The organism is Phyllobacterium sp. GQ127 (assembly GCF_059758635.1).
Map to the genome: position 1 here is coordinate 130,167 of NZ_JCAXDZ010000003.1, position 20,156 is coordinate 150,322.

Sequence of the window (20,156 nt, forward strand, 5' to 3'; positions counted from 1 at the left end):
AATGACGCGTTCGCTCTCAGGTCTGTTCAAAAGGATTGTCATCGTTGGCAATGGACCTGTAGGGCCGGGCGTGGCTCACGCCATAGATAGCGCTGACATCGTTATCCGGTTCAATGAAGCTGTTATCATTCCTGAATTGACCGGCAGCAAGACTGATATTCTCTTCCTGATGAACTCCGGCAAATCAATGCAGGCACGTTTGGAAACGCCCTCTTATTGGCAAGAGCCGTTTGTGCGAGATGCGAAGGAGATTATTCTCCCCTACCACCCGTCAATCGTCAGACAGTATCATCCGCGGCCAAACCTCCTGTCCCGTTTAAAGGGTCGCAAGGCAGATTGGACGGCAGAAACATTGAAAAAGGTCCAGGCACTGGGCAAAAAGACGACCGTCCTCTCCGCCGAATTTTACTACGAAACCTGCCGGATACTTGATATCTCTACCAGCGATTTCAGTAAGGTTTTTCCAAGCTCCGGAGTGCTGGCTATCCGCTATGTGATTGAAACTCTCGGAACGGATTCAACCCGTGTTGAGTTCTGCGGCTTCAGCTGGCAAGGCTGGAAAAGGCATTCCTGGGGAAATGAACAGCATTGGGTCGACGAACAGATACAACAGGGACGTATTTTCCCGCTGGTTTAAAGACCTGACAATAAAGATGAATTGGTACGCCCAAGGGGAATCGAACCCCTGTTTGCGCCGTGAGAGGGCGCCGTCCTAACCGCTAGACGATGGGCGCATCGCAGTCGATGTCGCGGGTATAATCAAGGCAGGCGAAAAGTGCAATGGTCATTTGCAACCACCACACTCTTTGCCTAATTACCGGTCGCTTCGGCAATACGGGCTACGACGCGCTTGGTCGCTATGTCATAAATAAGGATTTGCCGAGTGCCGTTGGCCAATCTGGTTTCCAGTGAAAGCGTGTTATCGGAAAGGTTGTGCGATAATATTCGGGTGCCGGGATCTAGAACAATCGATTCTCCCGTCAGCGCCGCACCAAGAGCCTGGCCGGGCGAAACGACGCTAGGCGCAACTGGTACATCCGCTACAGGCTGGTTAATCTTGTAGACAATCGCCGCAAGCACCGCCATAAGACCAATGACCATAATACCGATGGACACAGCTAGCAGCCGGATCATCTTGCGGCGAACCCGCTCCATTGCCGGGTCCAGAGGCTGTTCTTCGCCATCCAGGTCTGGATTTATATTTGCCATGCACGGCATCTCCGAGTTTTAACTCGCACTCGCATCTCGCTTAGGCTAGCGGACGCAGCGCGGTAGGCCTCTGTAACGAAGGGACTAGGTTTTTGAAAGCGCTAATTACCGATATCGATGCTGCAGGCAAGCGTCTCGACGCTTGGTTGTCTGCTCAACTGGCGCCTGACCTGTCGCGAAATCGTATTCAGGCGCTGATAGGCGGCGGTCAGGTAACCATTGACGGCAAAGTCATCAGCGAGACCAAATATAAGCTTCGCGACGGCATGAGCATTGAGATCATAATTCCAGAACCGGAAGATGCAGCGCCATCCGGGGAGAACATTCCTCTCGATATTCTTTATGAAGACACAGATCTTATTGTTATCAACAAGCCGGCTGGCCTTGTCGTTCATCCCGGCAATGGCAACTGGTCCGGCACGCTCGTCAATGCCTTGATACACCATTGCGGGGATACGCTATCAGGCATTGGCGGCGTAAAACGGCCCGGGATTGTTCATCGCCTCGACAAGGAAACCAGTGGTGTCATCGTGGTCGCTAAGAACGATCTTGCCCACCGGCATTTGAGTGCACAATTTGCTGATCATGGCCGCACCGGAGACCTTGAGCGTGCTTATCTGGCAATAGTCTGGGGCACGCCCGACAGGACAACTGGTACGATAGATGCCCATCTTGGCCGCTCGCACCGAGACCGGACCAAACAGGCTATTGTTCACGAAGAACGGGACGACGCCCGCCATGCTGTCACGCATTTTGAAGTGCTTGAACGTTTTGGTGCTCGCGAAGATTCCACAGCGCTTGCATCCTTGGTCGAATGCCAGCTTGAGACCGGCAGAACACACCAGATCCGCGTACATATGACTCATATCGGCCATCCGCTGGTAGGCGATATGGAGTATGGCGGTGCGTACAAAACCAAGGCAAATAAATTTGATGAGCCGTTGCAATCTATTGTCAAAGGCTTCAATCGCCAGGCATTGCACGCGCGGCTTCTGGCCTTTGAACATCCGGTGACAGGCGATCTTATGCGTTTTGAAGCCCCGCTTCCCACCGATATGGCTGAACTGCTTGAGGCATTCCGCGGATATCAATAACAAGGGAACCTTTCGGCTTCTGGCGCGTTTCGCTCGGTGAACATATATGACACGATTGTTCACATTTATGTGACGCTTTGTTTCATGACGAAATGCACCGTGTTTTTGACAAAATGATACCTATATATGCATAGCATTAATCTGCTCGCGCCAATGTTTCTGGGCGGGTGGATGCTGCGAACCTGCCGATAATGGAGGTTCATTTCAAAATGAGGAGGGGTGCTCTGTGGCCCAAAATCTTCCAAGTATTCTAGGCGGTGACGGCGGACTTACCCGTTACCTAGAAGAAATCCGCAAGTTTCCAATGCTTGAACCGCAGGAAGAGTACATGCTCGCCAAGCGGTATCTGGAGCATACTGATGCTAAAGCCGCCCATAAGCTGGTAACAAGCCATCTTCGTCTCGTTGCAAAAATTGCGATGGGTTATCGCGGATATGGCCTGCCAATCGGCGAAGTTATTTCCGAAGGCAATGTCGGCCTAATGCAGGCCGTCAAACGCTTCGAGCCTGAGCGTGGTTTCCGTCTGGCGACCTATGCCATGTGGTGGATCAAAGCTTCCATTCAAGAATATGTCCTGCGCTCCTGGAGCTTGGTCAAAATGGGAACGACCGCCAATCAAAAACGCCTGTTCTTCAACCTGCGTAAGGTAAAGAGCAAGATTCAGGCGCTGGATGATGGCGATCTGAATCCTGAACAGGTCAAGGAAATCGCAACCCGCTTGAGCGTGTCCGAGGATGAGGTCATCTCGATGAACCGCCGTCTTTCCGGCGATGCGTCACTTAATGCGCCGATCCGTTCTTCGGATGGCGAGGCAGGTGGCGATTGGCAGGATTGGCTGGTTGATGATCACGACAGTGCCGAAACCATGCTCATCGAACAGGACGAGCTGGAAAATCGCCGCGAAATGCTCTCCGGCGCCATGTCGTCCTTGAATGATCGTGAACGCCGGATTTTCGAAGCCCGTCGATTGGCGGACGATCCAATTACGCTCGAAGATCTGTCTACCGAATTTGGCATCAGCCGCGAGCGTGTCCGGCAGATCGAAGTTCGCGCTTTTGAAAAAGTTCAGGATGCTGTGAAGGCTGCAGCCATTCGCCAGCAGAAAGCGCTGGTTTCCAGTGGTGCCGACGCAAACTGACAGACATCTTTACTCAATTAAAAAAGGCCGCTTAAGCGGCCTTTTTTATACCTATTAACCACCGACCTTTGTCGCCCATGATTTGAGCACTTCATCAAAGGCCCGTTCGCCCGGCAAACCCTTTTCAAGGGTGATAAGCGCGCGGCGGCCAGTCTTGTATGCGATAGGAATATCAATCCAGGACATGCGCCGCATCAGCGAAGTGTTGGTATCGACGGCCGTTTTTGCATCGTTCATCGCAATAATGAAGAAATTATCCGCGATCTTGGCTGGAATGGCGACAAGCGGGCTGCCCGGCGCTTCTTCCCTGTCCTTGAAAGTCATGCGGGAAACATTGTCGATAGAGCCACCGGCAAAACCTTCAGGCACCGTGAAAATCATCTCGATGAGATGGCTTGCAGGCAGGGTCTTGTCACCATTGCGGCGGATAATCATGCGCAGCTTGATCGCAAGTTCCGGAATCGTCACTTCAGCGCGAATCGCAGGCTCCGGCGGCAGATCATTGCCGGGAGATTCCTGGACGACGGACCATACGACGCCACCTTCTTCGCGTCTTTGCGCATCCTGCCCGGATCGTTCCTCATAGAAGAACGCCTTCTGACCAATCGGCAAGGCCGCAGGAGGTTGGGTCTGTCCTGAAGGTTGCTGACCTGACGTTTCCGGTTGCGCTGCCGGATCGGATGTAGAGGTTGCTACAGACGTACCTTCGCCCACTGACGGCGTGTCATTGGCACGGCCGGGATCGATCTCCTGCCCATCAGGCAACAGCCTTTGCGTGAGCTTTGGCTCACCCTTCGGCTCCGTTGAGTTGGGTGTTGCCGTGGGCGTCGTTGCCGGTTGCGTGGGTTTGGCTGGCTGTTGTGGCGCAGGCTGATTGGCAGCCGTCTCAGCCGGATTTGTGGCCGTTTCGGGCTCAGAGCTGGTCATCAGGCTGGCAATATAATCTTTGGCGGCAACAGCCTGCTTCGAGATATCTTCTCGCCAAGTATACCCCGCATAAGCTACACCGGCGACGACAGCGAGCAGGGCAACGATGCTCAAGAGCGGCGCAAAGGACCGTTTCGGCTCAGCTTGTTTAAGCGGCCCGCGGGTATAGACTCCATAATCATTGCGTGAATCATCAACACTGCTGATGCCAAATTCTTTCTCGTCAATCTCATTGCGAGAAAGGTCCGAACGGGCAGGCGCGCCTGGGAAGTCCTCTTCTTCGTTATCGGCACCTGGCTTGTCCTGGCTGGAAAGAAAATCTTCAAGCGCGTCTGGTTGCGATTCGATCGGCGTAAAGACTGGCGCAGCGGCAACCGGCTCGCTCCGTGACCACGAAGGGGCAGCTTCCTGCCTTGTGTTTGCAGTGGGGGGCGGTGCAAGATCTGGAACGGGTGGTGGTGGAGCAACCGGCAGCGGCTCCGGAATGGTCACTGCCTTTTCCTCCACCGGTGCGAAACTGGCTTCCACTTCGGCAATGGCATCATCAATCGCAGCGATCTGACGCTTCGACACGGCTTCAGGCGCATTCAATGTGACAAGTTTTTGCTCGATCGTTGCACGAGCCTTTGCATATACACGTTGACGGAGCTCGGGAGTTGGGTCCGCAAGCCCGTCAATTGTCTTCCTCAATACTGCAACGAAATCTGCCATTCACCCAAACCTATGGTTTTGTTGTGAGATTAACCTCAAGCCACCCGCACGACTCTAATCATGAAACGGATCGGTAACAAGTATCGTATCGTCCCGTTCCGGGCTGGTCGACAAAAGTGCGATCGGCGCACCGATCAATTCTTCCACGTAGCGGACATATTTGATTGCCTGTGCAGGAAGCTCGCTCCAACTGCGAGCACCAGCCGTGGTATCTTTCCAGCCTTCCAATGTCACATAGATTGGCTTGACGCGAGCCTGCTGGCCTTGGCCTGCCGGAAGATAGTCAATGACCTCGCCATCCAGTTCATAACCGGTGCAAACCTTGATCTCATCAAGCCCATCAAGGACGTCGAGCTTGGTAAGAGCGATACCGCTGATGCCGTTATTTGCCACAGCCTGACGAACCAAAACCGCATCGAACCAGCCGCAGCGCCGCTTGCGACCTGTGACCACGCCAAATTCATGGCCGCGCTGGCCGAGGAACTCGCCGACCTCATTTTGCTGCTCGGTCGGGAAAGGCCCCTCACCTACGCGCGTGGTGTAAGCTTTCGTAATGCCAAGCACGTAATGCAGCGAACCGGGTCCGATGCCTGAGCCAGCCGATGCCTGACCCGCCACGGTATTTGACGAGGTAACAAACGGATAAGTACCATGGTCGATATCGAGCAATGTTCCCTGCGCGCCTTCGAAGAGAATTCGCTCACCTGCGCGCTTCTTCTGGTCAAGGACGTACCATACGCGGTCCATGAATGGCAGAATATGCGGGGCTGCATCTTTCAGTTCGGCTAGAAGCTTTGCTCCGTCAACTTCTTCAATGCCAAGGCCACGGCGCAGCGGATTATGATGTGCGAGCAGACGTTCAATCTTTGCAGGCAATGTATCGGGATCGGCCAAGTCAAGAACGTGAATAGCGCGACGTCCAACCTTGTCTTCGTAGGCAGGTCCAATGCCACGGCCTGTCGTGCCGATTTTGGTGCCCGAATTCGAAGCTTCGCGGCGGCGGTCCAGCTCACCATGGATTGATAGAATAAGCGTCGTATTTTCGGCAATCTTCAGCGTCTCTGGCGTAATTTTAACGCCCTGCGCTTCCAGTTTTGCCTTTTCCGCGATGAAGGCGTGAGGATCAAAAACGACGCCATTTCCGATAATAGAAAGCTTGCCCGTACGAACAACGCCCGAAGGTAAAAGCGAAAGCTTGTAGGTGACGCCATCAACAACGAGCGTATGGCCGGCATTATGCCCGCCTTGAAAGCGAACGATGACATCAGCCCGCTCTGAAAGCCAATCGACAATCTTGCCTTTGCCTTCGTCACCCCATTGCGAACCGATCACGACAACGTTTGCCATTCAAAACTCCTTGAGTCGAATCCTACCAACGCATTTTGCTTAAATGCGGTGCTTCTATACAGGCTGGTTTGAAAAAGCGCGACTATTCTTTACGCTTTGCGAGCGACTATTTGGCTTTCTGTGACGAATAAACCTAATGTTGCTCCAAATGGTTGTAGCAATCGTGCAAACAGAAAAGCTGATCCCATGCATCGTACCGCCTATATCTATCTTCTGATCACTGCTTTCCTCTGGGGTGGCAATGCAGTTGCTGGGAAATTTGCCGTTGGACATATTTCTCCCATGCTTTTGACCGTGCTGCGCTGGCTCTTTGCTTTTTTGATCGTCGCCATTATAAGCAACCGCCAATTGCGGCAGGATTGGCCTGTTCTGCGCAAATACATGCCTTTGCTTGCCGCACTCGGTGCTTTCGGATTTACTTTCTTTAATATGGCCCTCTACAGCGCCTTGAATTACACGTCGGCTATCAATGTCACCATTGAGCAGGCAGGTATTCCGATGGTGATCTTCATTGCCAATCTTATCCTGTTTGGGACACGTGTTCGCCTGGGGCAAGTGCTCGGCTTTAGCCTGTCGCTCATCGGCGTCGCATTGACGGCTGGCCATGGCGACCTTGCCAGCCTATCGGGCTTGAAGGTCAATCTTGGCGACGCCTTGATGCTGATCGCCATTCTTGTTTACAGCGGATATACGGTGGCACTACGTTTTCGCCCGGAGCTAAACTGGCAAAGCCTGATGGCGGCGATGACCTTTTTCGCCTTCCTGACCGCAGTTCCTTTTGCATTTTGGGAATGGCAAGTCGGGGCGGCAATGCTGCCGGACACAACCGGCTGGACTGTTGTGATCTATACAGCCGTGTTGCCTTCAATTGTAGCACAGGTGCTTTTCATCAAGGGTGTCGAATATATCGGCGCAAATCGCGCCGGGCTTTTCATCAATGCCGTGCCAATATTTGGCACTTTTCTCGCAGTCTTTCTGCTCGGTGAAGCGTTCCAGCCTTACCATGCCGTGGCTCTCATACTCGTTCTTGGCGGCATATGGATTGCGGAGCTTAGTGGCCGCAAACATGCAACAGTCAGCCCAGATATCGCACCATGAAACGCGCATCGTCAGAATAGGTCCGAAGCTTCGTTTCGAGCTCCGGTCGATCATCCGGTTTAAATCCCTGCTTTTGCCAGAATCCTGTGGAGCCATTTACCGCAATCAAGGACATTGTTGCGAATCGGGACCTTTGCGCATGATCAGCAAGAATAGACACGATTTCTCGCGCAGCGCCGGTGCCGCGGGATTGAGGCAGCAAAGCTATATCGTGCAGATAGTACGTCGTGGGTTCGCTGGGTAATTGATCAAGCAGGCTATTGAGCGCCGGCATTGTATAGAGGAGCCATGGATGGGTAAGAGCATATCCAATCAGCTTCCCATCGCCATCCTGCAGGACATGACATCCATCCGGATAAAGCTGCAGCCGTTCTTGATAAACGGCATCCGCCTCGAAGAAATCCGTATGGATAATATTTGCCATGGCGCTGACAGAGGCAAGATCGCTCACCTTCATCGGGCGCCATTGCAATATTTGTGAACCGGATACCATAAATGGCTTCTACTATCAGGAAACGTCGAACTCCAGCGGCTTGGCGGAAACGATCGCTTTATTGTCGATCAATTCCTGCAGAACTGCCTCTGGAATACGTTCGTCAAGATAAAGCAGTGCGATCGCATTGCCGCCTGGATGATCGCGGCCAAGCGAAAAGTTCGCAATATTGACTGCGTTCCTGCCGCAAATAGTTCCCAACGTGCCAATCATGCCAGGCGTATCATTGTTGGTTGTATAGAGCATGTGTTGGCCCACTTCCGCATCGAGGTTGATTCCCTTGATCTGAATGAATCGGGGCTTGCCGTCAGAAAAACAGGTTCCAGCAATTGAACGCGTGAGTGACGCGGTTTTAACTGTGAGCTTGATATAACCATCGAATACGCCCGACTTGTCGCGGCGCACTTCAGACAGCACAATCCCACGCTCTTTTACCATAACTGGCGCGGAGACCATGTTGACGTCGGCGACCTGCGGGCGGATCAAACCAGCCAGGGCCGCACTGATCAGCGCGCGTGTGTTCATCGCGGCTGTTGAACCATCGAAAAGAACTTCAACTTCCTCAATAGGCTCTTCGGTAACCTGGCCGACAAATGCGCCCAACACTTCCGCCAGTTTGACAAATGGCTTCAGTCGAGGTGCCTCTTCAGCGGTGATCGAAGGCATGTTTATCGCATTGGATACTGCGCCCTTGACCAAGTAATCCGCCATCTGTTCGGCAACCTGCAAGGCGACATTCTCCTGCGCCTCACTGGTTGAGGCACCAAGATGCGGAGTGCAAACCACGTTTGGAAGATGGAATAATTCGTTTTCAGTCGCCGGCTCAACTTCAAAAACGTCAATACCGGCTCCGGCAACCTTGCCGGATTTCAAAGCTGCGACGAGATCTTTCTCCACGATCAGACCGCCACGTGCGCAATTGATAATGCGAACACCATCTTTCATCTTGGCGATAGCATCAGCATTGATGATGCCACGGGTCTTGTCCGTCATCGGCGTATGTAGGCTGATGAAATCTGCGCGCGCCAGAAGCTCATCCAGTTCAACTTTCTCAACACCGAGTTCCTCGGCGCGTCCCTCCGAAAGGAATGGATCGAAAGCTATGACATGCATTTTGAGGCCAACACCACGCGTGGCCACGATTGAACCGATATTGCCGCAGCCAATGACACCGAGGGTCTTGCCGGTGATCTCGACACCCATGAAGCGGTTCTTTTCCCACTTGCCTGCACGTGTCGATGCATCAGCTTCCGGCAATTCGCGAGCAACGGCAAACATCAGCGCAACGGCGTGTTCTGCCGTTGTGATCGAGTTGCCGAACGGCGTATTCATCACAATGATACCGCGGCGGGATGCAGCCGGAATATCAACATTGTCGACGCCAATACCAGCGCGTCCGATGACTTTGAGGTTCTTGGCGGCAGCTATGAGCTTTTCCGTAACCTTGGTCGCAGAGCGGATAGCAAGCCCGTCATACTGATCAATGACGTCGAGCAATTTGTCTTTGTCCTTGCCAAGATCAGGAAGGTAATCGACTTCAACGCCGCGATCCTTGAATATTTGCACGGCAGTTGGAGAAAGCTTGTCGGATACGAGTACGCGTGGTGCCATGATGGCCTCCATCTTAAGATCACATGATTGAATGGGAATGGCCGCATGGTTGCGGCCACCACTGAATGAAATCAGGCTGCCTGCTTCAACGCGGCTTTCTGTGACTGGAAAGCCCAGTCAAGCCACAATGTCAGAGCCTGGAGATCCGAAGCCTCAACCGTCGCACCCGCCCATATACGCAGGCCTGAAGGCGCATCGCGATAGGCGCCAATATCGAAAGCGACACCCTCTTTTTCCAGTGCCGTCACGATGTTCTTGGCAAAGGTTGCCTGCGCGTCTGGTTCGAGAGCCGTGATTTCTGGGTCAATAATCGTCAGGCAAACTGAGGTGTTGGAGCGCGTTGATGGGACAACAGCCAAATTGCCAAGCCATGGCGAATTTTCAACGAAGGCATCAAGCACCGCAAAATTTGCGTCGGCGCGGCCAACCAGACCATCGAGCCCGCCGATAGACTTTGCCCAGTTCAACGCATCGAGGTAATCCTCGACGCAGAGCATTGAAGGCGTATTGATCGTTTCGCCGGCAAAAATGCCTTCGATCAGTTTGCCGCCAGATGTAAGGCGAAAAATCTTTGGCAGAGGCCATGCGGGCTTATAGGTCTCAAGACGCTGTACGGCACGCGGGCTCAAGATAAGCATCCCGTGCGCGCCCTCGCCGCCAAGCACTTTTTGCCATGAGAAGGTCACGACATCGAGCTTGTCAAAATCCAGACGCTGCGCAAATGCAGCCGATGTTGCGTCACAAATCGTCAAGCCTTTGCGGTCAGCCGGAATGAAGTCGCCATTCGGCACACGCACACCCGAAGTTGTGCCATTCCAGGTAAAGACCACATCGCGGTCAAAATCCACCTTGGAAAGATCCGGCAACGCGCCATAACCTGCTTCGATAAGACGGGTGTCGGCAAGTTTCAACTGCTTCACGACATCTGTAACCCAGCCAGAACCAAAGCTCTCCCAGGCAACCATGTCGACACCGCGCTCACCAAGCAGCGACCAAAGTGCCATCTCGACAGCACCGGTATCTGAGGCAGGAACAATGCCGATACGATAATCGGCAGGCACCTGCAGAATTTCACGGGTAAGATCAATTGCCTGTTTCAGCTTGGTCTTGCCGAGCTTCGCGCGATGCGAGCGACCAAGCGGTGCGTCGGCGAGCGCTTGGAGCGACCAACCGGGACGTTTGGCACAGGGACCTGATGAAAAATTGGGGTTAGCCGGGCGCTGCGCCGGCTTGGAAAGCGTCGTCATGTTTTCTCCTATCCTCTCAGATAGCTTGCCTCTCGTTGGGGAGAGGTGGCCCACTGCGGGAATTAGGAGAAATGTCGTTTGCAGTCAAGAAATATGTTTATGTGCGACACAGAAAACAAAAGCGGCGAGCCATCCGCCTCGCCGCTTTGTTGAGATTAGCCGGTTCTATCAGAATGCGTAACGCACGCCGAGCTTGAAGTCATGCGAAGTAATATCCTTGAACTTCACTGACTCACCACGATTTGATCCATTATTATTGTAGAACGTGCCCGTCTTGGCATCACCGAGATCGACGTAACTATAGCCAAGATCAATAGTCATGCGTTCAGTCGCCTTGATGCCCACACCCGCATGCAGGGCCCATGCAAGGTTCCATTCCGATTCACTAGCTGCATAACCGCCGCCATTTGTCACAACATTGACATCCCGGAACCCGGAGATTGTGTTGCGCGATGCACCGATACCAGCACCGAGGTAAGGTGTTATGCCCGCATAGGTTCCAAGATCGGCATAGGCATTGGCGAGGAACAGCCATTCGGATTTTTTCGCGCTATAATCATTGGTGCCATTATCGCCACCACCAGGAACGCCGTCTGTATCGTAGTAATCCTGCGCACTGAAATCGGTTTTCCCGCGATACTGCGCCGTGACGTCTGCACGAAGCCAATCATTGAACTGATAGCCGACACCGATCTGACCGGTCATCCCAGCGTCAAACTCGCCATCATTGTTCCACCCGAAATCCTCGGGACCAGAAAAAGCTGAGTAGCTGAGGCCCTTCAACCGCTGGTTGCTCATACCGAGATCGCCGCGCAGGTACCAACCACCGAATTGCTCTACCTCGACGATGGGTGCCTCCTGAATATCCGCAGCGAAGGCGGGGGCAGCCCCCAGGCAAAGAAGTGCTGCGCTCAGTGCAGCATATTTGTTAAAGGCGCTCATTTCTGTTCCCTCATAGGCCAAAAGTCATCGCAGCGGATGCCACCAATAGTTGTGATCCGTACTATGAGTGGAAAAAGTTAAATCACGCTTAACCGTGTTTATTCACCATATCCATTAACGTTAATAAATTCTCACCGCGACAACGGACAATAAAAAAGGCCCACAAGGGGCCCTTTCTTAACTTGGTGAAATTCACATTCTATGCAGCTGACGAAATGACCGAAATAATGTCATTTACAACTGACTCCACCAGCTTGCGATCGTCCCCTTCCGCCATGACGCGGATCAATGGTTCTGTGCCAGACGGTCGAATGACAAGGCGGCCCGATGTGCCCAGACGACCGCGTGCGTCGTCAATCGCGCTTTTCACGTGCTTGTTCTCAAGCGGCTTTGTTCCCGTCGTGCGAACGTTCTTGAGAAGTTGCGGGACAGGTTCGAATTTGCGGCAAACCTCACTGACAGGTTTTTGCAATTGTTGAACGACTGCAAGTATTTGCAAGGCTGATACGAGACCGTCACCCGTGGTCGAGAAATCTGAAAGTACGATATGCCCCGATTGCTCACCACCAATATTGAAACCATGGTTTCGCATATGTTCAACGACATAACGATCCCCCACTTGCGTGCGCGCCAGTGTCAGGCCCCGATTGTCAAGGAAGCGTTCAAATCCAAGATTTGACATGATGGTAGCGACAACACCGCCCCCGACAAGGCGGTCCGATTCCTGCCATGACTGGGCAATCACCGCCATCAGCTGATCGCCATCAATAATCGCACCGTTTTCATCAACAATAAGCACACGGTCTGCATCACCATCCAGCGCAATACCAATATCGGCGCGAACCTCATGCACCTTCTTGATTAGGCCCAAAGGATGGGTGGAACCGCAATCTTCGTTAATATTTGTGCCGTTCGGTTCATTGTTGATGGTAACAACCTCGGCGCCCAGCTCCCACAGGGCGGCCGGTGCCACCTTGTAAGCTGCGCCATTGGCACAATCGACAACAATGCGTAGCCCAGCCAGCGAGATATTCTTGGGCATGGTACGCTTGGCAAACTCGATATAGCGATAGATGTCACCATCCACACGCTTGGCACGTCCAAGCGCTTCGGAAGCAGATAGCCGATCGGCAAGATTTTCATCCATCAATCGTTCAATTTCGAGTTCGATAGCATCCGAAAGCTTGAACCCGTCCGGCCCGAACAGTTTGATGCCGTTATCCTGAAACGGATTGTGCGAAGCCGATATCATTACACCTATGTCAGCGCGCAACGACCGGCACAGCATCGCCACTGCGGGCGTCGGGATCGGGCCCAGAAGGAAAACATCCATTCCGGTTGACGTGAAGCCAGCCACCAAAGCGTTTTCGATCATATAACCGGAAAGTCTGGTATCTTTGCCGATAACGACGCGATTGCGATGCTCACCGCGTTTGAAGGCGAGTCCGACAGCCATGCCAACTTTCATGGCGATATCGGGTGTCATGGGATAGGCGTTTGCCTGTCCACGAATGCCATCGGTGCCAAAATATTTGCGAGCCATATACGGTTATCCAGTTGTTGCGACACGTAGGCGTATAACGGCTACGATTATGGTTGAGTGGTCTTGCTTATTGCAGAAGGACATCTCTTTCGCAGTTCACAAATTGTGTGAGGATTATACTAGAGCAAGTTTCGTTCACAAATCCCTCCCGCAGAACAATTCTAGTTAAGCAAGAAGGACTCTAAATACCGAGGCCTAAACAATTCGTGCAAAAGCGGCCGGTTTTCACCAGCCGCCTTTTTCATTCTTGTTGCAATCACGATTGCGGTTGAGGTTCTAGACCTTTGTCCGGCTCATCGCCCTTACGTGGTTTCTTGGCTCCGGCCTTGGGCACAGCCGATCCACGCGAAGGCGGTGTATCATCCCCAAGGTCGCGGGCAGGCTTGTTGCCAGCCATCAATGCCTTGATTTCTTCGCCGGTCAGCGTTTCATATTCCAAAAGGCCTTCCGCAATCGCAATCCATTCCTTTTTCTTCTTCGTCAAAATGGTGCGAGCAGCGCTATAGGCATCGTCAATCAGCTTACGCACTTCCGCATCAATCAACTGCGCTGTTTCTTCAGAAACATTCTGCGTGCGAGCGACTGAATGGCCGAGGAACACTTCTTCCTGGTTCTCGCCATAAGCAACCTGTCCGAGTTTGTCGGAGAAACCCCAACGCGTAACCATGGCACGGGCAAGCTTCGTTGCCTGTTCAATATCTGACGAGGCACCGGAGGTGATGTTTTCCTTGCCGAATTTGAGTTCCTCAGCAATTCGTCCACCCATCATGATTGCAAGGCGGGAAATCATCCACTTGTAACTCATGGAATAACGATCCGCTTCCGGCAACTGCATGACCATTCCAAGAGCCCGACCGCGCGGAATGATCGTCGCCTTATGCAAGGGATCTGCCAGTGCTACGTTCAGCGCCACGATGGCATGACCTGCTTCGTGATAGGCGGTCAGTTCTTTTTCTGCCTGCGTCATCGCCGTCGAGCGGCGTTCGGCCCCCATCATGATCTTGTCTTTAGCGTCTTCGAATTCCTGCATGGTGACAAGGCGTTTATTGCGCCGTGCAGCCATCAAAGCACCTTCATTGACAAGATTCATCAAATCGGCGCCCGAAAAACCCGGCGTACCACGTGCCAATACTTTAAGATCGACATTTGGTGCCAAAGGTACGTTGCGCACGTGAACCTTGAGAATTTTCTCACGACCGGCAACATCAGGATTTGGAACAACGACTTGTCGGTCAAAACGACCCGGACGCAGCAATGCTGGATCAAGAACATCCGGACGGTTGGTGGCGGCGATCAGGATAACACCCTCATTTGCCTCAAAACCATCCATCTCGACCAGCAACTGGTTCAATGTCTGTTCGCGTTCATCATTACCGCCACCAAGACCTGCACCACGATGGCGACCTACCGCATCGATTTCGTCGATGAAGATAATGCAAGGAGCATTCTTCTTGGCTTGCTCGAACATGTCGCGAACGCGGGAAGCACCCACACCGACAAACATTTCCACAAAGTCCGAACCGGAAATGGTGAAGAACGGCACATTGGCTTCGCCGGCAATGGCGCGGGCAAGCAAGGTTTTACCGGTACCGGGCGGCCCGACGAGCAGGACACCGCGTGGGATACGTCCGCCCAAGCGCTGGAATTTTTGAGCGTCACGCAGGAACTCGACGATTTCCTCAAGATCTTCCTTGGCTTCATCGACACCAGCTACATCCTGGAAAGTAACCCTGCCATGCGCTTCGGTTAGAAGCTTGGCCTTGGATTTGCCAAACCCCATAGCGCCACGCGAGCCGCCTTGCATCTGCCGCATGAAGAAAATCCACACGCCGAGAATAAGGATCATCGGCAGCCAGGAAATCAACATACCAACCAATGAGGTCGAACCGTCAGATTCAGGGCGGGCAGCGATCTGAACATTCTTGCTTTCCAGACGGCCGACCAGACCCGGATCGCCGGGTGAATAGGTCTGGAAGTTGGAGTTGTTGTCCGTATACGTGCCTGTGATGCGATCACCAGTGATGGTTACCGACTTCACGCGTCCGCTGTTCACATCAGTGATGAATTGCGAATACGGCACATCACTCGATGCTGAACGCGATGTAGGGCTTTGGAAAAGATTGAACAACGCAATCAGAAGCAGAGCTATTATCGCCCACAGCGCGAAGTTCCGGTAGTTAGGATTCATGTCAGGTCCCATCAATTGCACCCGCAAACGCGGAATTTGCATGTAACATAGGTTCGAAGCGCGCCCTTGCCAAGGCTAGCATTCGACTTCAGCTCAATTCTTGTTAATCTGGTTTACAGGATAGCGCTTGTAAGCCGGTATTTTGAGCATTGTAGCAACGCATTGCGCCAATAATTGGTCGTATCCTACGAGAATATTGTCAAACAAGCCAACATAACGCTCGATTATCAATCCTTCAGGCAATTTACCGTGATCATCGAAGACAGGACAGTGCCTGACGCCGTTAATGACAATAGCCGGGCTCGACTGGGCCGACGGACCGTGAACATTGTCCATCCGGCTTTTCAATTCAGCAAGTCCCTGCGCGCCGCAAGCATCAATGATTACAGAGCGCTTTCCGGCATTGGTCAATCTATAGCGTCCGTCCCAGATCACGGACATTCCCGGCTCAACGGTCAGCGCAGGAATTGAACGCATTTCGCGATAGAGCAAAGTATTTTCTGGTCTCGTTTCAATGATGCAACGCCCGATCGAGAGCTTGCTATGCGTGTCAGCCTCTTCGATAAATTTCAGTGCTTTTCTGCATGATGTTGCAGAGGGCAAAAAAGATTGGCCTCCCATGATAGCAAGCAGCACGCCAACAGCCAATTCTTGCACTTCCGGCTTCTGTTGATACCAATTTTCCCGGTTGATCTGCGCCTTGATGCCGCCCAATACCGTTACGCAGCTCGGCAATGCCGTCGCTACCTTCGCGTTGAGATTCAGCCGCTTTGATGCCTTGTGCTTGATTTTTGATTGAAGTTCGTCGAGATCATTTTCCTGAATGCTTTTTCGAACCCGGACACGTTCATATTTAAGACTATCGTTGGAGGGGTCGTCTTTCCACGTCACTCCAAGCATCCGCAGATAATCTCGAAGCTCTTCACGGCGCATGTTCAACAGCGGTCGCACCAGCCACACTTCGCGCTCCAGCAAGGTCGCAAGCGCCATGCCCGCCTGCCCACGCTCGCTGCTATCAGCAACGCTGCGATCAGAGCGCATCAGGAATGTTTCAACCTGATCATCAAGCGTATGGCCCGTGAGGATTATCCCTGCTCCGGCATCGCGCGCTGCATCACACAGAAGCTTGTAACGTATCTCACGCGCCTTGGCAGAAAGGCCCGTGTCTGGTTTTTGTCCGTGCCATGACAATATCCGATGGGAAATTCCTGCTTTTTGGCAAAGTTCTCCGACATAATTTGCTTCATCGCGGGATTCTGGTCGAAGCCCATGATCAATTGTTACAGCAATTATTTCGGGAAGGGACGGCCGGGATTTACGATAATCGAGAAGCAGATGGAGCAACGCCAAAGAGTCACTGCCGCCGGAAACCGCAACGACGATCGATCGCGAGCCTTCAAAATCAATTGCCGAGAAGATGCCGTTCAGATCGATCGTTTTTTCAGCACTTGTTGGCAGCACGCTCATTCTTCACGCGCTCTTTGATCGCCGCCGAAATGTTTGGATATCTGGAAGTAACTGATGCAAATGTCGCGCAAGCCACATCATGATCTTTCATTTTTGCCAGCGTCATGCCTAGTTTGAGCAGATTCTCCGGACTTTTCTTTGAATCTGGAAATTGCTTGTGATTGTCCAGAAAAACCGATGCAGCCTGTTGGTAGCGGCCCTGTCCGAAAAGCGATTCTCCAAGCCAGTAGCGGGCGTCGGCATCAGCTGGATCATTGGGAAAGCGGTCGACATGGCTACGGAATGCAAGCTCTGCGCTGCGATAATCGCCCGACAGGAAAAGTTGATAGGCCTGGCTGTACAGTGCTTTCGGATCATCGGTCTGCGGTAGAGCGGCGACAGTTGTGTTATCCGCCTGCTCAGGATTTTCGTTGCGCGTTCCACCGATTACGTTGCCATTGGCATCAAATTGAATCTGTCCGAGCGTTTGCGGCGGCACGCCAAACACCGAATTGTTGGAAGGATCAATCTGTGGGTCAATAGCAGCGGAATCGGTGGAGGCATCTGTCGATGCCTCCGTATTATGCGGCGCGCGGGGAGCTTCGGCGACCGTCCGGTCGCCCTTGCCGCCAGCGTCGGAACGCTTGCCCTTTTCAAGTTCCTGAAAGCGGAACTCATTATCGTCCTGAACTTTCCGCATTTGCTCTTGCATTTGCAAAAGCTGGAAGTTCAGTTCTTCGATTTTACCAGTCAGCTGCCTGATCTGCTCTTCCAACTGGCTGACACGAGGATCACTCGCTTGTGCCATCAGAACAGGCGCATCCATAGCGCCGACCGTCGCCTTGGGAGCTGGCGGAAAAAACCCGCCGCCTCCACTGGCCGCGTGGCTCGCGCCGGTTGCCAGTAATGGCACCAGCGTCATCGCCACTACAAAACTCTTCAATCGTTTGTTCATTCCTTTACCGCCCCTGATATGGGAATTTAACACTGCAACCTTTTGCAGCAGCCCTATCTATCATGAGCAAGGCGACTTCGGCCAAATTTTGTTTCAACATGTTATAAAATACAAAAAGCGGCCCTAAAACCGCTTTTTATCAACTTTTAACAGTAGGCTTAGCTGCCAGCGCCACCGAGAACGGTGATTGCACGACGGTTCTGCGACCAGCAGGATTCCGAATCGCAAACCGCGACAGGGCGTTCATTACCGTAGGACAGTGTCTTGATGCGCTGGGCTGGAACTCCGCGCGCCGCCAGGAAGTTGCGGGTAGCGGCTGCACGGCGCTGGCCAAGGGCCAGATTGTATTCGCGAGTGCCGCGCTCGTCGGCGTGACCTTCAACAGTGATTGCATAGTTAGGATAACGCTGCAGCCATTGCGCCTGCTTTGACAGGGTCTGCTGAGCATCAGCACGGATAACTGACGAGTCAACGTCAAAGAAAATACGGTCGCCAACGTTAACTGTGAAGTCCTGCGTCGAACCGGGCGTTGCAGCGCCGGCACCCAGGCCGAGGTCGCCGGCACTGTTGACTGGCTTCTTTGCGCAACCCGCGATAGCGAGCGACAGGAAGAGGGCGACGAAAACTGGACTGCGAGCGATCATTTCGAAGCGGCGCATGAGCCTGAACTCCTTGAGAATTGGATTTGTTTCGGTGAACAAGCAGTAACCATATTGAGGTTAAGACCAATTCAAGAAACAGGGTTAATCCACTCTTAACATCAGGATTAACGGCGAAACTTAATGGTTGTGCCGCATCCTTAATGCAAGGAATGCGGCGGAAAAACGACATTCCCGGCGATGTTGGAAAACAACGCCGGGAATCGCCTTAATTCATCAAAACAGGTGCCTTTATTCCAGCAATGGCGACCAAGCCGGGTCAGAAGCCAGATTTGGAGTCTGGATTTGCCGCAAGTTGCGTCCTGTCAGATCGACGGTCATGAGATGCGGACTGTTTGAGCCGGGAGGCATGCGGAAGAACATCAGCACGCGACCGTTTGGCGCCCATGTAGGACCTTCATCATGATAACCGCTTGTCAGAATACGCTCGCCGGAACCATCGGTTTTCATCACACCGATGGAAAATTGTCCGCCGGATTGTTTGGTGAAGGAAATAAGATCACCGCGAGGAGACCAGACCGGAGTTGAATAAGAACCGTCGCCAAATGAGATACGCTGCGGATTGGAGCCATCGGCGCCCATCTTATAAATCTGCGGGCGTCCGCCGCGATCAGACTCGAACACGACCTGCGTTCCATCTGGCGAGTAGGATGCGCCGGTATCGATTGCAGAAGTACTCGTCAGACGTGTCGTCGTGCGGCTGCGCAGATCCATCGCATAAACATTGGCACTGCCGTCTTCCTGCAGAAGACTCATCACAACCTTTTGCCCATCTGGCGAGAAGCGCGGCGCAATCGTCATGCCGGGGAAATTTCCGACAAGTTCGCGCTGGCCGGTCTCAAGCTGCAACAGGTAAATCTGCGGCTTGCCACCTTCATAGGACATATAAGTGATTTCCTGACGGCTCGGTGAGAAGCGCGGTGTCAGAACGAGGTCCTTGCCATTGGTCAGGTAGCGCACATTCGCGCCATCCTGATCCATGATTCCAAGACGCTTGATGCGTTTTTCCTTGGTGCCGGATTCATCGACGAACACGATGCGCGTATCAAAGTAGCCTTTTTCACCCGTCAGCTTTTCATAAATCGCATCGGCGATAATATGAGCAACACGGCGCCAGCTGTCAGGAGCGGTAAAAAACTGCTGACCTTCAAGCTGTTGGCCGGCAAATGTATCCCAAAGCCGGAACTCTGCCTTCAGCCTGCCATCACCTTGCTTGGTCACGCGGCCGGTCACCAGTGCTTGCGCATTGATAACCTTCCAGTCTTCAAAACGGGGTGCAGCATCTGGATTGGATATCTTCTCGATGAAGGCTCCCTTGTCGACCGGAGCAAACAATCCTGAGCGTTCAAGGTCGGCAGCGATAACGCCGGAGATTTGAGCGCCAAGCTGATCGCCGGACAGAAAATCTGTAATCGCGATGGGCATAGGCTCCACAACACCTCTGGTGATGTCGAGTTTAAGCTCAGCGCGGGCTGGCAAAGTTGCAATCATGGACGTCGCCATGACCAGCGCAACTGCGGAGAGGAATAAACGGGATAATTTCAGCAT

17 protein-coding genes and 1 tRNA gene are annotated in these 20,156 nt (G+C 52.9%); 4 read left to right on the top strand and 14 right to left on the bottom strand.

What is annotated here, in order from left to right:
- Position 1 precedes the first annotated feature (1 nt).
- Positions 2 to 637: a glycosyltransferase family 29 protein gene (locus AC6CHM_RS12620; RefSeq protein WP_115054231.1), complete on the top strand. Its 636-nt coding sequence runs from the start codon at positions 2 to 4 to the stop codon at positions 635 to 637.
- Between the two features lie 22 nt (positions 638 to 659).
- Here AC6CHM_RS12620 and AC6CHM_RS12625 read toward each other — a convergent pair.
- Together AC6CHM_RS12625 and AC6CHM_RS12630 are read right to left on the bottom strand one after the other, a co-directional pair.
- Positions 660 to 734 (bottom strand) — tRNA-Glu (locus tag AC6CHM_RS12625).
- A gap of 76 nt (positions 735 to 810) precedes the next feature.
- Complete coding sequence (locus AC6CHM_RS12630; RefSeq protein WP_115054230.1) at positions 811 to 1,209, bottom strand: fimbrial protein; 399 nt, start codon at positions 1,207 to 1,209, stop codon at positions 811 to 813.
- A 92-nt stretch (positions 1,210 to 1,301) separates the two neighbouring features.
- Here AC6CHM_RS12630 and AC6CHM_RS12635 point away from each other — a divergent pair, with 92 nt between their 5' ends.
- Both AC6CHM_RS12635 and rpoH read left to right on the top strand, forming a co-directional pair.
- Complete coding sequence (locus AC6CHM_RS12635; protein ID WP_115054229.1) at positions 1,302 to 2,303, top strand: RluA family pseudouridine synthase; 1,002 nt, start codon at positions 1,302 to 1,304, stop codon at positions 2,301 to 2,303.
- A 226-nt stretch (positions 2,304 to 2,529) separates the two neighbouring features.
- Positions 2,530 to 3,441: an RNA polymerase sigma factor RpoH gene (gene rpoH / locus AC6CHM_RS12640; protein WP_115054228.1), complete on the top strand. Its 912-nt coding sequence runs from the start codon at positions 2,530 to 2,532 to the stop codon at positions 3,439 to 3,441.
- 54 nt (positions 3,442 to 3,495) lie between these two features.
- On the opposite strand, the gene AC6CHM_RS12645 is transcribed toward rpoH, so the two are convergent.
- Both AC6CHM_RS12645 and AC6CHM_RS12650 read right to left on the bottom strand, forming a co-directional pair.
- Positions 3,496 to 5,079, bottom strand: a complete 1,584-nt coding sequence (locus AC6CHM_RS12645) for a transcriptional regulator (protein ID WP_498173408.1) — start codon at positions 5,077 to 5,079, stop codon at positions 3,496 to 3,498.
- 54 nt (positions 5,080 to 5,133) lie between these two features.
- Positions 5,134 to 6,426 carry an adenylosuccinate synthase gene (locus AC6CHM_RS12650; RefSeq protein ID WP_115054226.1) on the bottom strand — a complete coding sequence of 431 codons (1,293 nt, stop codon included), beginning with the start codon at positions 6,424 to 6,426 and terminating at the stop codon, positions 5,134 to 5,136.
- Positions 6,427 to 6,612: 186 nt separating this feature from the next.
- On the opposite strand from AC6CHM_RS12650, the gene AC6CHM_RS12655 reads away from it, so the two are divergent.
- Entirely contained in the window at positions 6,613 to 7,524 is a 912-nt protein-coding gene (locus AC6CHM_RS12655) for a DMT family transporter (protein ID WP_307280645.1), read from the top strand.
- On the opposite strand, the gene AC6CHM_RS12660 is transcribed toward AC6CHM_RS12655, so the two are convergent.
- The 10 genes from AC6CHM_RS12660 to tolB form a co-directional block, all read right to left on the bottom strand.
- Positions 7,502 to 8,017: a GNAT family N-acetyltransferase gene (locus tag AC6CHM_RS12660; protein ID WP_115054224.1), complete on the bottom strand. Its 516-nt coding sequence runs from the start codon at positions 8,015 to 8,017 to the stop codon at positions 7,502 to 7,504. The genes AC6CHM_RS12655 and AC6CHM_RS12660 overlap by 23 nt on opposite strands.
- Before the next feature lie 15 nt (positions 8,018 to 8,032).
- Complete coding sequence (gene serA / locus AC6CHM_RS12665; RefSeq protein WP_115054223.1) at positions 8,033 to 9,628, bottom strand: phosphoglycerate dehydrogenase; 1,596 nt, start codon at positions 9,626 to 9,628, stop codon at positions 8,033 to 8,035.
- Between the two features lie 71 nt (positions 9,629 to 9,699).
- Entirely contained in the window at positions 9,700 to 10,875 is a 1,176-nt protein-coding gene (locus AC6CHM_RS12670) for a phosphoserine transaminase (protein WP_498173411.1), read from the bottom strand.
- 168 nt (positions 10,876 to 11,043) lie between these two features.
- Entirely contained in the window at positions 11,044 to 11,817 is a 774-nt protein-coding gene (locus tag AC6CHM_RS12675; protein ID WP_115054221.1) for an outer membrane protein, read from the bottom strand.
- Between the two features lie 199 nt (positions 11,818 to 12,016).
- Positions 12,017 to 13,360 (bottom strand): phosphoglucosamine mutase, encoded by a 1,344-nt coding sequence (glmM, locus tag AC6CHM_RS12680; RefSeq protein ID WP_115054220.1) that lies wholly within the window; start codon positions 13,358 to 13,360, stop codon positions 12,017 to 12,019.
- Positions 13,361 to 13,616: 256 nt separating this feature from the next.
- A complete protein-coding gene (gene ftsH, locus AC6CHM_RS12685) occupies positions 13,617 to 15,548 on the bottom strand; it encodes an ATP-dependent zinc metalloprotease FtsH (RefSeq protein WP_115054277.1) in 1,932 nt (643 codons plus the stop codon).
- A gap of 93 nt (positions 15,549 to 15,641) precedes the next feature.
- Positions 15,642 to 17,015, bottom strand: coding sequence for a tRNA lysidine(34) synthetase TilS (tilS, locus tag AC6CHM_RS12690; protein WP_498173414.1), 1,374 nt, complete (start codon positions 17,013 to 17,015; stop codon positions 15,642 to 15,644).
- A complete protein-coding gene (gene ybgF, locus AC6CHM_RS12695; protein ID WP_498173415.1) occupies positions 16,990 to 17,949 on the bottom strand; it encodes a tol-pal system protein YbgF in 960 nt (319 codons plus the stop codon). Before ybgF ends, tilS begins: the two co-directional genes overlap by 26 nt.
- A 158-nt stretch (positions 17,950 to 18,107) precedes the next feature.
- On the bottom strand, positions 18,108 to 18,608 hold the full coding sequence (pal, locus tag AC6CHM_RS12700) for a peptidoglycan-associated lipoprotein Pal (RefSeq protein ID WP_115054218.1): 501 nt from the start codon (positions 18,606 to 18,608) through the stop codon (positions 18,108 to 18,110).
- A gap of 231 nt (positions 18,609 to 18,839) precedes the next feature.
- Entirely contained in the window at positions 18,840 to 20,156 is a 1,317-nt protein-coding gene (tolB, locus tag AC6CHM_RS12705) for a Tol-Pal system beta propeller repeat protein TolB (protein ID WP_115054217.1), read from the bottom strand.